The sequence below is a fragment of the Pseudomonas sp. GW821-FHT07F01 genome, assembly GCF_059418825.1.
The window spans coordinates 359,573-372,617 of record NZ_JBWKQO010000001.1; the positions used below are offsets into that span (position 1 = coordinate 359,573).

A 13,045-nucleotide genomic window follows, 5' to 3' on the forward strand; every position below is an offset into this window, starting at 1 on the left:
TTCACCGGCGCGATAGTTTTTTCGATCTGGCTTGGCCTTCAGGTATTACCCACCGGCACAGGTGGGTTTCGATCCCTAGGAGCCCTGCATGATTTTCCCTGCTCGTGTCTTGCGTACCCATACCTTCGGCCTGCTGTTGCTCGGTTTGCAGCCGCTCTGTAGTGAAGTGGTGTTGGCTGCCGGCGAGCGCCACTACAGCATCGGCGCCGGTCCCCTGGACCAGGTGCTGTCGCGCTTTGGCGCCGAGGCGGGCATCAGCATGGCCGGCAGTGCGCTGCTCACCGCAGGCAAGACCAGCCAGGGCCTGCAAGGGGATTTCAATACCGAGGCGGGCTTGAACCAGCTGCTGTCGGGCACCGGCCTGGGCTACGTGCGCCAGGCCGACGGCGGCTATGCCTTGCGCCTGCGCCTTGATGCGGTGTCGCTGCCGACCCAGAAGGTCAAGGGCGAAAATCCTGACGAGGAAGAGGTGTACCGGGCACCGCGTTCATCGGTGTACATCTCTGCCGACGACATGCAGCGCTTTGGCGTGGTGTCGGTGGGCGACATGCTCAAGGGCCAGCCCGGGGTCCAGGTCGGTGACAGCCGCAATGGCGGCGGCCTGGATGTGAACATCCGCGGCATCCAGGGCCAGAGCCGGGTGGCGGTGACGGTGGATGGTTCGCAGCAGGCGCTGGATGTCTATCGCGGTTATGCCGGGACCCAGCAACGCAGCTACATCGACCCGGACATGATCAGCGACATCGCCATCGACAAGGGCCCGAGCCTGACCTCCAGTGCCATAGGCGGCACGGTGAAGATGCGCACCCTCGGGGTCGGCGACATCCTCAAGGACGGTCAGAATATCGGCCTGCGCCTCAAGGGTGATGTCTGGAACAACGGTGTGGCCCCGGCCTCCCGCGATCCGCACTCCAAGACCCAGGACCTGTACTCCGAGCCGCATCAGAGCCGCGGCGGGCTGTTCGGCTCGGAGGCCGAGGCCGGCAGTGCCGCGTTCGCCTATTCCCATGAATTCTTCGATGTGGTGGCGGCCTACGCCCATCGCAACCAGGGCAACTATTTCGCCGGCAAGAAGGGCCAGGATCGCTACCGCACCTATGACCGTTACGGCGATGAAGAGACCAGCGTCGCCACCACCTACAACGCCGGGGAAGAGGTGCTGAACTCCTCGTCGAAGACCGAATCCTGGCTGCTCAAGACCACCCTGCGCCCGGCGGACGGCCACACGTTCGACCTGGGCTACCGGCGCTACGACGGACGTATCGGCGAGATCATGCCCTCGGACATCTTCCGTTTCGGCACTGGCGGCATCTACCAGTACCCCCTGGGCCACACCCAGATCGACACCTACACCGCGCGCTACAACTACCTGCCTGCAGGCAACCCGCTGGTGGACCTGAGCGCCGACCTGTGGATGACCGATGCGCAGACCAGCCAGTTGACCGCCGTCTCGGCGCCGGCATCCCAGGCCTACCGTTCGGACCGCAACTGGAGCCGCCAGGCCGATCGCCGGGTGGGCGGTGGCCTGGCCAATACCTCGCGTTTCGAGACCGGCTACGGCGACTTGAAGCTGGACCTGGGCGGCTCGTTCCAGCTGGAGGAACTGCGCCCGCAGAAAAGCGTGGCCACCACCCAGGACGATATCAACGCCAACCGCATGCTGCGCGAAGGTTCGCGGCAAGAGTTCAGTTTCAACGGCAAGCTGGAGTACAAGCCGGTGGACAGCCTCACCCTGTGGGGCGGCGGGCGCTACACCCACTATCGCAGCAAGGATCACGTGCCCACGGCCACGGCGCGTCGCGAGGAACGTGACCTGCGCTACCTGCGGGTTTCCAACGGCGACAATTCCGGCAACATGATGTGGTTCCCCGACCAGAACGGCCAGTACACCGACGCCACCGACCCGCGCCTGAACAACGGCATCGTCTTCCAGAACACCAACTTCCCCTTCGAGGGCGTGCGCTACAACGACTTTGGCGCCACCGACTCCACGGTCTATCCGTCCCAGGTCGGCGAGGTGGTCACCGGCTACAACTACTCCGGCAAGAACAGCAACAGCGGTGGCGCCTTTGCCCCGGCCTTCGGTATCAATATCGAAGTGCTGCCGGACACCTTCGTGTATGCCTCGTACACCCAGGGCTTTCGCATGCCGTCGCTGTTCGAAACCAGCCAGGGCGTACAGCAGACGATGCCCGGCAAGGGCCTCAAGCCCGAGCGTTCGAGCAACTGGGAGATCGGCGCCAGCACCCTGCAAAAGGGCCTGCTGGTGGATGACGACTCGGCGGCGTTCAAGCTGGCCTACTTCAACAACACCATCAAGAACTACATCACCCGCTACTACGACCCGAGCCCGGGCCTGTGGGGCCTGATGCGCTTCAGCAACACCGACAGCTACAAAACCAGCGGCCTGGAACTGCAGACCCGCTACGATGCCGGGCGGGTGTTTGCCGACCTGTCGTCCACCTACTACCTGAAGACCGAAACCTGCGACGCGGCTTTCGCGGCCACCCTGCGCGCCACCAGCAATCCCTACCAGAAAACCGCCGACACCCCGGACTGCACCCCGGGCAGCTTCATGGGCTCCTACACCAACACCCAGAACCCGCCACGCTTTGCCGGCAACCTGACCACTGGCCTGCGCTTCTTCGACCAGAGCCTGACCCTCGGTACGCGCATCACCTACACCTCCGGCCCCACGGTTACCGCCGACAAGCCCTGGCAGACCGGCGCCACCACGCCGCAACTTAACTACCGCGAAGTGGCGCTGTTCGATCTGTTCCTCAACTACAAACTGAAGGAAGACGCCAGCCTCAACGTGTCGTTGCAGAACCTCACCGACCGCTACTACCTGGACCCGCTGGCGCAGAGCTTCATGCCGGCACCGGGGCGCACGCTGCGGGTGGGGATGCAGGCGAAGTTCTAGGATGCGGGCGGCCTTCTCCGGACCAGGCAGCAAGGTGCGGCCTTGCCGCGCCGGCCTTTTACTGCGGCGGGTCGACGCAGTAAAGTAGGCCGCTTTCGCCCCCATTGGCCGGCACTCGCCCCTGACCTGAGCGGTATTGCCAATGAAGACCCTGGTAAAGCGTCTCCGCCCCCTGGCTGTTCTGGTTTCAGTCACGCTCTTGAGTGCCTGTGCCCCGCTGGGCAGTTCCGACCTCAATGGCAGCGCCACGCAGAACCCGACCAACCAGCTCCTGGAAACCATCGATGGCGCGACCCGGGACGGTATGTCCGTGGTGCTGGTGCCGGCGCTCATGCCCAACAAGAGCGTGACCGACCTCTCCAGCTATTCCCATCGCGTGATCTTCAGCAACAAGGATCAGCCGGGCCAGGGCTACATGCAGTCCTTCGCCAATAACGACCTGGAGAAAATCAAGGAAACCGTATTTCTCTGGGACTTCCTTGAAGTGCACATCGTCCCGCCGGGAACCTACCTGATGTCCGGCGGCATTGATTACAGGATCGACAGCAGCCTGGCCCAGGTAGGCGCCGCGAAGGGCCAGCCGGCCAGCAGTGCCCGTGGTTCGGTGGACATGTCTGCGGTGCTGTATCGCCAGTTCGTCAAGGAACAATACTGGCGCGACGCTTCCTACGCGGATACCACTCACACCCAGAATGTCTGCAGTACCGTGCATGTCGCCTCCGGCCAGTGCGTGGCCTGGCAAGAGCAGCAATACAACACGCGCCGGCAGGTGTCGGAAGGCGGTTGGACCGAAGGCACCAAGATCCGTGATGTCCAGTCTGTCAAGTTGAAGGCACAGATCCCCGACGCCTACGCGCCCCTGGCCTTCAGTATCCAGCCCGGCCAGATACTGCTCAGCGACCGCTTCCACCTGAAAACCCCGGCCGTGAGCTACGACAAGAAGACTTGCAAGGCTATCGACCCGCAGAACATCAAATGCGCACTGCGGGATATCCAGGTCTACGTGAGGCCGGCCCCCGTGGAACTGGTCAAGAAGTTCAGCGACAGGGAGCTGGCGAATGTCAACGACACAGGACGCCGGGTGCTGGCGCGTATCGAACCGATGAAAACCCGCCTGCAAGGGGACACCGGCATGGAAGACCTGGTGTGGGGCATCCCGGTTTCCCTGAAGAAAACCGCCAGGTAAGGGGGCTTGCCTTGGGGCGCGGAGAACAGCGCGCAGCGCCACGGGCCATTGCTAGTTGAAGGAGCTGCGCAAGCCTTTGATGACCTGTTCGATGGAGGGCCCTTGAATGGCCGGCGGTTGCGGGTTTTCGCCGAATTCGCGCCAGATGAACAGGGTCAGTTCCGCCCCGTCAGTCAGTGACAGGGCGTTTTCCTCATGGGCGAAAGTTTCAAGCAGCCGGTAGCGCTGATCACTCCAGAACAGCTCCTCGACCCAGGGGTACACCGGAATAAAGTGGAAATGGATGGGGTAGCCGGGGGCATGGCCGAACCGGCTGATGTACAGCCACTTGGGTTTGAGCTGCAGCTCCAGGTTTTTCTGCACCCTGGCGAGCAGGCCGCCCAACTCCGTCAGGGCGCTCTCGGGCAGCTCGGCCAGTGAATTGACCCGGGATCGCGAGCCCAGCATCAGGTAGCCGGGCAGGGCGGACGACAGGTGATGATTGAGCACCCAATGGTCGGTTTGCAGAATGATGAACTCGGGGGCTATGCCCACCTGCTGGGCGGTGTTCAAGGCATGGGCTCCTGTTCGGGAAGGTCGCTCTTGTATTCGCCCCACTGCATGTACGCGTAGTACCGGGTCATTGCTTCGAAGTGGCTGGGGGCTTCCACTTCCCACACAAGCCGGGCGTCGGGGTGAAGCAGTTTGCGTGCGGTGTTTCCCTGTGGGCCGCTCAGACAGAAGGTCTGGCAGTCATCCGGTTCCATCCAGAGTTGGTAGTTCATCTCTTGCGCTTCTGAGTGTGGGGGAGGCTATCGTCGTTGTGGCTCGAGCAACCTAGATCGAGCCGACCGAACGCAGGTATTTCCGTGCCTGAGGGCTGGTGATCTTTTCGGGTTCAAGCACATACAGCGAGCTCCAGAGCGGTGGTAAACCCAGTTCCTCCATGTAGGACGTGAAGCTGTTGAAAGGCTCGGTACCAATGACTTCGGCGCTGAGCCAGAGCAACTCGCACTCCTGGCAAAGGTGCAGGATTTCCTGCGTTGCCCGCACTTGAACCTGGGTTACTTCGCCTTGTTCACATTCCGGACACAGCATTTTTTCACCTCCCCAATGGGCGCGCAGTCTATCACTGACCAGGTTGCACGCGGCCAGCAACGAAGGTCTGCCTGCGCTCAGAAACCCGCCATGGAGGACGCTGCCTTCGACCCTGTCCGGAGCGGACCTTTGCGGCACCCGCATCCCCGGCCCCGGTCGCATAAATTTGAAATGCCCGGCATTGCTCGCCAGAATCGCCCCCCGATCCGGCACAAGGTGCCGGACCTTGGTGGTGAAAAGGGGCAGCAGTTGAATCAGCAGACATTGTCCATGCGCCTGGCGCGCGTGGCGGCGCATGTACCAACCGGCGCACGCCTGGCCGATATCGGCTCGGATCACGGCTATCTGCCGGTGGCCTTGCTGCTGCGCGGCAGCATCAGCGCGGCGGTGGCCGGAGAGGTGGCGTTGACGCCGTTCCACGCGGCCCGGCGCACGGTGCGCGACAACGGCCTGGAGCAGCAGGTCAGCGTGCGCCTGGCCGATGGCCTGGCGGCGATCGAACCGGGCGACGCCATCAGCGCCATCAGCCTGTGCGGCATGGGTGGCGAGACCATCCGCGACCTGCTGCAAGCCGGCAAGGCGCGCCTCAATGGCCAGGAGCGGTTGATCCTGCAGCCCAACGGGGGCGAGCAGCCCCTGCGCCAGTGGCTGATGGACAACGGCTACCGCATCCTGTGCGAAGAGGTGCTGCGGGAAAACCGTTTCGACTACGAAATCATCGTCGCCGAGCGCACAGGGCCGGTGAGCTACAGCCCCCGGGAGCTGTACTTCGGCCCTCTGCAACTGCAGGCCCGCAGCCCGGCGTTCCTGGCCAAATGGCAGCGCCTGCTGCGCCTGAAACAGCGCACCCTGGAAAACTTCAGCCGGGCACAGGCGGTGCCCGAAGAGAAGGTGCAGGACATGGCCCGGCAGGTGCGCTGGATCAGCGAGTTGCTGGGCTGAGTGCGCCAGGCGGCCGCTTGCCAGGGCCCGGTGCCAATCACCGCCGGCCCGTACGACACGCTACCGAGCCGCGCAATGTCCCACGCTCAGCGCGTTGCCGGCTCCAGGCCTTATGCCTGGGGCTGGATGGCCGGCGGCGTCGAGACCTGTTGCAGGAACCGTTCGATCAGCCATCGCGCCGCCGGGCCCGGCGGCGTGTCGCTGCGGTAGATGGCGTCGAAGGGGTAGATCCCGCTTTGATATTCCGGAAGGTTCAGGCGCACCAGCCGGCCGCTGCGCAGGTCCTCCTCGACCATGGGCCGCGGCATGTTGCCCCAGCCGATGCCGGCACGCAGCAACATGTGCTTGGCGCCCAGGTCCGCCAGCCGCCAGGTGCGGTTGCTCAGCACCGCGAAATCCCTGCCCCGGGTCAGCGTCGAGCGGTCCGACAGCACCAGCTGGATGAATTCGCGCCCGGCGCCGGTCAGGTTGGCATCGCTGGCGGCCAGGGGATGATCCGGCGCGGCCACCGGAATCAGCTCGACACTGCCCACCCCGATTCTTTCGATCCCGTCGATGCTTTCGTTCATCGGCCCACTGATGCCGACGACTGCGCCGCGCTCGATCACCCGCTCGGTGACTGCTCCCAGGGCTTCCATGTGCAGGTGCAGGGCCACCGTGGGAAAGGCTTCGCGAAAGGCCTTGAGGGCGTCCACCACACGCTCGGGGGCCAGCATCACATCGAGCACCAGGTGGACCTCGGCCTCCAGGCCTTGCAACAGGCCCCTGACCTTGGCACGCAGGCCATGGACGCCGTTGGCGATGGTCCTGGCCTCCACGAGCACGGTGCGTCCGGCCTCGGTGAGTTGCGGCTTGCGCGTGCTCTGGCGGTCGAACAGCGAGACCCCGAGCTGCATTTCCAGGTTGGCGATGGAGTAGCTGATGACGGACGTCGCGCGGTGCAGCTTTCTTGCGGCGCCGGCGAAGCTGCCGACTTCCACCACGGTCAGGAATACGCGCAATTGGTCCAGTGTCGGGGTGCCAGGGTCGGAGATCATCTCGGGTTCCTTGAGCGTTGGCGCCCCGGCAGTGTGATCGATTCCAGCCGGGGAGGGGTTGAGGCAGTGTCCAGTGAGCGTTGTATTCTTGCCTATTTTATCGAACCTAATGATCTAAATTAGTCGGCTATTCAGAGAAGCTGTGGCGGCGCAAGCTTTCTTCACCCGGGCGATTCATCTCGGATCGCACCCAACTGAAGGAAATACCTCATGTCCGCTTCTGCCCATATTGCTCAACCCGACACTCGCCAACAAAGCCGCTCCGATACTCCCCAGGCCGTGGCCGCACTGGCTGGCCGAGTGCTGCTCAGCGCAATCTTCCTGTTGTCCGGCGTCTCGAAGCTGGCGGCACCGGCGATGATGATCGGCTACATCGGCTCTGTCGGCTTGCCATTTCCGCAGCTGGCCCTGGCCCTGGCGGTCATCGTTGAAATCGGCGGCGGCCTGGCCCTGGTCGCTGGCTGGCGGACCCGCACTGTCGCGGCATTGCTGGCGTTGTTCAGCGTGGTCACTGCCTTGGCCTTCCATAACGCACTGGGCGACCAGAACCAGTTCATCCACTTCTTCAAGAACCTGGCCATGGCCGGTGGCCTGTTGCAGGTCGTGGCGTTCGGTGCCGGTCGTTTCAGCCTCGACGCCCGCCGTCGCTGATCACCCGCCAGCGGGGGGACGGTTCCCTCGCGGCGGTTGCGGTTTCCCTGTGTTTTCTTGCCTGATCGAGGTGTCCATGAAAGCCATACGTGCCTACCAATACGGCAGTCCCGATGTCCTGCGCCTGGAAGAAGTTGCCGACCCTGTGGCCGGCGAAGGTGAAGTGCTGATCGATGTCGCCGGTGCTGGAGTCAACCCTATCGACTGGAAGATCCTGTCCGGTGCCATGCAGGCATTCATCCCGCTGCCACTGCCTTTCACCCCGGGGGTCGAGGTGGCCGGGCGGGTGCTTGCCACCGGCCGGGGCGCCAGCCGGTTCGAGGTCGGTGACCGGGTGTTCGGTTTCATCAACATCACGGGCGGCTATGCCGGCAAGGCGGTTGCCCGGGAATCCTCGCTGGCGTTGCTGCCCCGTTCCCTCACTGCGTTGCAGGCCGGCGCCGTGCCCGCCACAGCGCTGACCGCCTGGCAGGCCCTGACCGAACATGCCGGCGTACAGCCCGGGCAGAAGGTGTTGATCCATGCCGCGGCAGGAGGTGTGGGCAGCATGGCGGTGCAGATCGCCAAGTACCTGGGGGCCGAGGTCATCGCCAGCGCTTCGGCGGACAACCATGCCTACCTCAAAGGGCTAGGGGCCGATCAGGTCATCGACTATCGCCGCCAGGATTTCACTCAATGGCGGCCCGCGGTCGATGTGGTCCTGGACCTGGTGGGGGAGCAAACCCAGGCGCTGTCGTTCGCCCTGTTGAAACGGCACGGGGTGCTGGTTTCCCCGGTGAGCCAGCCCGACATCACCCTGGCCAACGACTATGGCGTGACCCCGGTGAATTTCGCCACCCGTGGTGATGGTGGCCAGTTGGCGAGGATTGCCGAGCTGTTCGACCAGGGCCGCTTGCAGGTCGCTGTCCAAGCCTTCCCCCTGAGTGACGCCCCGCAGGCGCTGGAAAAAAGCAGGGGCCGCCATGGCCATGGCAGGCTGGTCCTCGACATGGCCCGCTGATCGCTTGGCGGGCTCCCAGAACAGCCGGCACCACCGGCAAGCCAGGGCGGCGGTCCAGGGTACGGGCCTGCCGCTTGCGGCATTGGCGAGGGCTAACCGGCGGGCCTGATGCCGAAGGGGCCGTTGCAGTCAGCCCTGCACTGTCCAGAGCATGGTCTGCACCTGGATGTGGGGGTGGCTTTGCAGAGGCTCCCACTCATCAATGAACGCGAACCCCTGGCGCAGATAGAAACTCGCGGCCCTGGCATTGGCGGGGGAGACGTCGAGGAACACCCGCTCATGGCCTTGTTCCCGTGCGCGCGACTTCACCGCCTCCACCAGCCGGGCCGCCACGCCGGAGCCACGGGCCGCGGGTGCGACCCACATGCCGATCAGGTTGTAGCGGTTTGCCTCACTGACTGCGGCGCCGATCATTCCCAGAGGCTGGCCATCCTCGATGGCCAGCCAGAATGCGCTGGCCGCGCCCGAGGCACGTTCCTGCCACTGCTGGTCACTGTACCGGGCGGCACTCTGGTAGCTGACCCCGAACGCGGTCGGGGCGTCCTGCAGCGCGGCGAGACGAACTTGCTTCAACAGCCTCCAGTCCTTGGTTTGCGTCGGTCGAATATCCATGGTGGTCTTCAGGTCGAGTGAGGCAGCAACCTCTCACAAGGCTGGCGCAGGAACAAGCGCGTCTTGCCCGGTGCTGCGCTTGCCGGCGGCCTGCGCTTGCCATTTGCCAGCATCTTGTCGCTGATGAAACGCTGGCTATATGATCGCGCGTCATGTCATTGGCCACTTGCGTGGCCGGCGTTTCCTCATCGGTTCTACAGGGATGTTCCAGGGATGAAAATCAAGAGCAATACAGGTCTGCACAAGGAAGGCCGGCTGGCTGCGCGACTGGCCGGCTGGTTGCTGGCGCCGTGCATGCTGGCGGCTTCGATGCTGGCCCAGGCCGGTGCGCCGATCCCTCCCGGCGCAGTGCTGGCGGTGATGCAGAACGTCGAGGTGCCGGACCAGGATGAAGAAGTGGAGCTGGAAGACGGCGTTACCGCCACCTTCTGGTACGGCCAGGAGCTGGACTTCGACGGCAAGCACTACTACGCCACCTTTGTCTGGCACACCCGGGACCGCGCCGCCCGCGAGGGCGAGGATTTTGCCGCGCCGGAGGTTCAGGTACGGCTGGCCGATGCCACCTTCGAACTCACCAACCCGGGCCAGAAGCAGGCCTATTCCATTCGCAGCATCGAACGCAAGATCGGCTTCTTCGGCGGCGGCGAGAAGCCCGAGGAAGTGGACACCAAGCGCAAGGCCGTTGAGCACCGTACCGCTGACGGCCGCCTACTGCTGGCGGTGCCCACGGCCACTTTCGACAATGGGGTGATCACCAGGGGCTACACCATGCTGGTGTTCAATCCGAACAAGAAACCCGAAGACGATGGCTGGGTCTGGTCCTATGTGGGCCAGGTGCGCACCGGCGAGGACAACTCCGCGGCCTGCGACGACGGCGCGGTCATGCCCTGCATCGGCAGCGACGGTGAGCTGAGCTTCGTCGCCGGCCAGGAGCCGCTGCCGCAGGTGCAGGTCAAGGTCAGCGGCACTACCTTCGAGGGCCCGGGAAAGGTCCGTTCGCTGGCGGCCGCAGACAACCTCACCTATGTCTACGACAGCAAGACCGAGCAGTACGTCAGCCGCTAGTTGCGACAGCGACGGCCAGGTAGCGCAGCCTTGCCAAACCCACGATCCTCCAGGGAGGATCGTGGGGCGCTTTCACCCCGGTCCGGCACAGCCATCATCCAAGGAAACGGCGAATGAGTACGCGTATCGACATGCTGATGAACCCGGGGCCGGAGGTGCGCGCTGCGATCCTCGAGCCCTTGCGGGCCCACAACCGGGCCCAGGCGGGCGATCCCAAGCCCGAGGCCATCGCCCTGGTGGTTCGCGACGAGCACAGCGGTGAGATTCTCGGTGGCCTGCAGGCGGAGATTTTCTATCGCTGGATGTTCATCGAGCTGCTGGCGGTCCCCGAGCAGACACGGGGCCAGGGCACGGGCTCGCAATTGCTGAACATGGCCGAGGAGCTGGCCCGGGAAAAGGGCTGTATCGGCATCTGGCTCGATACCTTCGACTTTCAGGCGCCGCAGTTCTATCAGCGGCATGGCTTCAGCGAGTTCGGCCGGCTGGAGGATTTCCCGCCGCAGCACCGGCGTTTCTTCCTGCACAAACGCCTGGTCTGAACTCCCGGGCCCTGGCTGGCGAACCCGCATGCAGCGCGTTCCCGCAGCCTGGGCCGCGGCTACTCAGGCGTGGGCATCGACGCCGATCCGCGCCAGCAGCCAGTCCTGATAGAGCGCGGGGCTGTCGGTGGTCTGGCCGCCGTTTTTGGCAACGACCGTCTTGCCGTCCAGGCGCCCGATTTCCATCAGGTATTGCAGGCCCTTGAGCACGTGGGTGGCGTCGTCCTTGCCCAGGGACTGCACATCGGGCAGTTGGACGGAGTTGCTCTTGTCGTCGAATGTCGCCCAGGTGGGGTTGGCTCTGTATTGGGCTATCAGTTTGGCGTCCGAGATTTGCGATTCATGAAAACTGGCGTCGATCTTCGCCTGCATTTGTGGCGTCGCATTCTCTACCTGGATTTTCATGGACTTCAGCGTGCCATTCTCCAGCGCCCTGGTGATTCCCTTGAGGCCCATGGCTACGAGGGATGTCGAGTTTGAGATGCTTCCTGTCATGAGACTGCTCCTGGGTGGGTTCTGGCCAAGCAGAGCAAAACCCGGGCCATGAGCCCTGAACATGATGCGGCTCGGCGTTGGCAGCGGCGCCAGCAGCGATGGCGGGCAGAAGTTGGCCGTAGTGGGCAATGGATTGCCATTGGATCGCCTGCTTTTGCCAGCCACTACTGCCCCGAGGCGGATATCGACCTGTGTCCGCCGCCCTGGTGGCCGTGAAGAAAAACTCGATCTGCATGGCCAATCGGCGCACAGTGGCCGCCTGTACTGTTGCCACTTCCGATTGCCCGCACATGACCCAGCCCCGAACCCCCACCGCACTCGCGGCCCTGATTGCCCGGCACACCCCGCACTCCGGCGACTTTCCCAGCGCCGTGCCCAACCTGACCTTGCACCGCCGTTCCACGCCGACCTCGGCCATTCCCTGCATCTACAGCCTGGGCCTGGGGGTGATTGCCCAGGGCGGCAAGCAGGTGCTGCTGCAGGAGGCGGTGATCAATTACCGGGCCGGGCAGGGCATGCTGACCAGCATCGACCAGCCGGTGGTGGCCCGGGTGACCCAGGGCTCGGCGGCCGAACCTTTCCTGGGCATGATGCTGACCCTGGACATGCACCAGATCCTGCAAACCGCCGCGCAGATGCAGCCGCCACCGCCTTCGCGGGCCAGCGATTATCGGACGGTGGTGGTGGATGAACTGGAGCCGGGGCTGGCCAGCGCTCTGGAGCGGCTGGTGGGCTTGCTCGACGAGCCGGCGCTGATTCCCCAGCTGGCGCCATTGATCCAGCAGGAAATCATCGTCCGGCTGTTGGCCGGGCCCTACAGCCTGGCGTTGCAGCAGCTGCTGGCGGTGGGTTCGCCGACCCAGCAGATCTTCAAGACCGTGGCCTGGCTCAAACAGAACTTCACCCAGCCGTTGCGCATCGATGATCTGGCGCAGCGCGCCCATATGAGCCCGTCCACCTTCCGCCAGCATTTTCGCGCCATCATCGGCGTCAGCCCGCTGCAGTTCCACAAGCAGTTGCACCTGCAGTTGCACCTGCAGGAAGCCCGGCAGTTGATGCTCAGCCAGAACATCGATGCCGGGCGCGCCGCGGGGCTGGTGGGCTATGAAAGTGCTTCGCAGTTCAGCCGGGAATACAGCCGGGTGTTCGGCGCGCCGCCGCAGCGGGATATCCGCAGGATGCGCGAGGCCGGGTAAGGGCCAGGTTGCAGTGCAGGGTTCAGCGAAATAGGCAAACAGGCTGTGGCGGGGTTCTGGGCGCCTAACCATTCGGTCCGCCACGGATAGGCGTGTTTCTAGCTGTTTGTGTTGCAGCGAAACAGCCTTCGGGGTGAGCCGGCAGAATCCGCAAAACAGGCAAACTTGCCGTCAGAATAGGCAAGGTTTCGCCGCGAGCCATTTCTATACTGGTGCCCGACGACGCAGCAGCCCCAAGGCCTGCCGTGTCCCGGGCGCTTTCGGTAACGCCCGACTCCGCACTCCCGCACACGGGAGCGAGCGGTCCGCCTATCGATCCAGA

At 64.2% G+C, this 13,045-nt stretch carries 14 protein-coding genes; 8 read left to right on the forward strand and 6 right to left on the reverse strand.

The features are described 5' to 3' along the window. Positions 1–88 precede the first annotated feature (88 nt). Together AC07R1_RS01610 and AC07R1_RS01615 are read left to right on the forward strand one after the other, a co-directional pair. Complete coding sequence (locus tag AC07R1_RS01610) at positions 89–2,923, forward strand: TonB-dependent receptor (protein WP_072442391.1); 2,835 nt, start codon at positions 89–91, stop codon at positions 2,921–2,923. A 142-nt stretch (positions 2,924–3,065) separates the two neighbouring features. Continuing rightward, positions 3,066–4,109 carry a hypothetical protein gene (locus tag AC07R1_RS01615; protein WP_410037048.1) on the forward strand — a complete coding sequence of 348 codons (1,044 nt, stop codon included), beginning with the start codon at positions 3,066–3,068 and terminating at the stop codon, positions 4,107–4,109. Positions 4,110–4,160: 51 nt separating this feature from the next. Here the strand turns inward: AC07R1_RS01615 and AC07R1_RS01620 are convergent, their stop codons facing one another. From AC07R1_RS01620 to AC07R1_RS01630, 3 genes are read right to left on the reverse strand one after another with little or no spacing between them, the layout of a single operon-like run. Further along, positions 4,161–4,643, reverse strand: coding sequence for an HIT family protein (locus AC07R1_RS01620; protein WP_077935005.1), 483 nt, complete (start codon positions 4,641–4,643; stop codon positions 4,161–4,163). A 14-nt stretch (positions 4,644–4,657) separates the two neighbouring features. Beyond that, positions 4,658–4,873 (reverse strand): hypothetical protein, encoded by a 216-nt coding sequence (locus AC07R1_RS01625; protein WP_019095014.1) that lies wholly within the window; start codon positions 4,871–4,873, stop codon positions 4,658–4,660. Between the two features lie 52 nt (positions 4,874–4,925). Next, positions 4,926–5,483, reverse strand: coding sequence for a hypothetical protein (locus AC07R1_RS01630; protein WP_495110022.1), 558 nt, complete (start codon positions 5,481–5,483; stop codon positions 4,926–4,928). Here AC07R1_RS01630 and AC07R1_RS01635 point away from each other — a divergent pair. Then, the gene (locus AC07R1_RS01635) at positions 5,436–6,128 is read left to right on the forward strand and encodes a tRNA (adenine(22)-N(1))-methyltransferase (protein ID WP_026022876.1); all 693 of its coding nucleotides are present in this window, start codon (positions 5,436–5,438) and stop codon (positions 6,126–6,128) included. The genes AC07R1_RS01630 and AC07R1_RS01635 overlap by 48 nt on opposite strands. A 110-nt stretch (positions 6,129–6,238) precedes the next feature. Here AC07R1_RS01635 and AC07R1_RS01640 read toward each other — a convergent pair whose 3' ends face one another. Then, on the reverse strand, positions 6,239–7,165 hold the full coding sequence (locus AC07R1_RS01640; RefSeq protein WP_077933855.1) for a LysR family transcriptional regulator: 927 nt from the start codon (positions 7,163–7,165) through the stop codon (positions 6,239–6,241). Positions 7,166–7,375: 210 nt separating this feature from the next. Here AC07R1_RS01640 and AC07R1_RS01645 point away from each other — a divergent pair, with 210 nt between their 5' ends. Together AC07R1_RS01645 and AC07R1_RS01650 are read left to right on the forward strand one after the other, a co-directional pair. Continuing rightward, positions 7,376–7,816 carry a DoxX family protein gene (locus AC07R1_RS01645; protein WP_011060672.1) on the forward strand — a complete coding sequence of 147 codons (441 nt, stop codon included), beginning with the start codon at positions 7,376–7,378 and terminating at the stop codon, positions 7,814–7,816. 76 nt (positions 7,817–7,892) lie between these two features. Continuing rightward, positions 7,893–8,816, forward strand: coding sequence for an NADP-dependent oxidoreductase (locus AC07R1_RS01650; RefSeq protein WP_171053474.1), 924 nt, complete (start codon positions 7,893–7,895; stop codon positions 8,814–8,816). 129 nt (positions 8,817–8,945) lie between these two features. On the opposite strand, the gene AC07R1_RS01655 is transcribed toward AC07R1_RS01650, so the two are convergent. Continuing rightward, positions 8,946–9,428 carry a GNAT family N-acetyltransferase gene (locus AC07R1_RS01655; protein ID WP_073698931.1) on the reverse strand — a complete coding sequence of 161 codons (483 nt, stop codon included), beginning with the start codon at positions 9,426–9,428 and terminating at the stop codon, positions 8,946–8,948. Positions 9,429–9,641: 213 nt separating this feature from the next. On the opposite strand from AC07R1_RS01655, the gene AC07R1_RS01660 reads away from it, so the two are divergent. Together AC07R1_RS01660 and AC07R1_RS01665 are read left to right on the forward strand one after the other, a co-directional pair. Continuing rightward, a complete protein-coding gene (locus tag AC07R1_RS01660) occupies positions 9,642–10,493 on the forward strand; it encodes a hypothetical protein (protein ID WP_041774174.1) in 852 nt (283 codons plus the stop codon). Between the two features lie 113 nt (positions 10,494–10,606). Further along, the gene (locus AC07R1_RS01665) at positions 10,607–11,032 is read left to right on the forward strand and encodes a GNAT family N-acetyltransferase (protein ID WP_011060675.1); all 426 of its coding nucleotides are present in this window, start codon (positions 10,607–10,609) and stop codon (positions 11,030–11,032) included. Between the two features lie 63 nt (positions 11,033–11,095). Here the strand turns inward: AC07R1_RS01665 and AC07R1_RS01670 are convergent, their stop codons facing one another. After that, entirely contained in the window at positions 11,096–11,527 is a 432-nt protein-coding gene (locus AC07R1_RS01670) for a hypothetical protein (protein ID WP_015635144.1), read from the reverse strand. Between the two features lie 233 nt (positions 11,528–11,760). Between AC07R1_RS01670 and AC07R1_RS01675 the strand changes: the two genes are divergently transcribed. Continuing rightward, positions 11,761–12,723 (forward strand): AraC family transcriptional regulator, encoded by a 963-nt coding sequence (locus AC07R1_RS01675; protein ID WP_495110278.1) that lies wholly within the window; start codon positions 11,761–11,763, stop codon positions 12,721–12,723. Positions 12,724–13,045: the final 322 nt, after the last annotated feature.

Bases quoted from the DNA above. Each gene is read 5' to 3' on its own strand.
- AC07R1_RS01630 (WP_495110022.1), bottom strand. From the start codon at position 5,483: ATGCGCCGCCACGCGCGCCAGGCGCATGGACAATGTCTGCTGATTCAA.
- AC07R1_RS01675 (WP_495110278.1), top strand. From the start codon at position 11,761: ATGGCCAATCGGCGCACAGTGGCCGCCTGTACTGTTGCCACTTCCGAT.
- AC07R1_RS01625 (WP_019095014.1), bottom strand. From the start codon at position 4,873: ATGAACTACCAACTCTGGATGGAACCGGATGACTGCCAGACCTTCTGT.
- AC07R1_RS01670 (WP_015635144.1), bottom strand. From the start codon at position 11,527: ATGACAGGAAGCATCTCAAACTCGACATCCCTCGTAGCCATGGGCCTC.
- AC07R1_RS01655 (WP_073698931.1), bottom strand. From the start codon at position 9,428: ATGGATATTCGACCGACGCAAACCAAGGACTGGAGGCTGTTGAAGCAA.
- AC07R1_RS01640 (WP_077933855.1), bottom strand. From the start codon at position 7,165: ATGATCTCCGACCCTGGCACCCCGACACTGGACCAATTGCGCGTATTC.
- AC07R1_RS01645 (WP_011060672.1), top strand. From the start codon at position 7,376: ATGTCCGCTTCTGCCCATATTGCTCAACCCGACACTCGCCAACAAAGC.
- AC07R1_RS01665 (WP_011060675.1), top strand. From the start codon at position 10,607: ATGAGTACGCGTATCGACATGCTGATGAACCCGGGGCCGGAGGTGCGC.
- AC07R1_RS01610 (WP_072442391.1), top strand. From the start codon at position 89: ATGATTTTCCCTGCTCGTGTCTTGCGTACCCATACCTTCGGCCTGCTG.
- AC07R1_RS01650 (WP_171053474.1), top strand. From the start codon at position 7,893: ATGAAAGCCATACGTGCCTACCAATACGGCAGTCCCGATGTCCTGCGC.
- AC07R1_RS01615 (WP_410037048.1), top strand. From the start codon at position 3,066: ATGAAGACCCTGGTAAAGCGTCTCCGCCCCCTGGCTGTTCTGGTTTCA.
- AC07R1_RS01660 (WP_041774174.1), top strand. From the start codon at position 9,642: ATGAAAATCAAGAGCAATACAGGTCTGCACAAGGAAGGCCGGCTGGCT.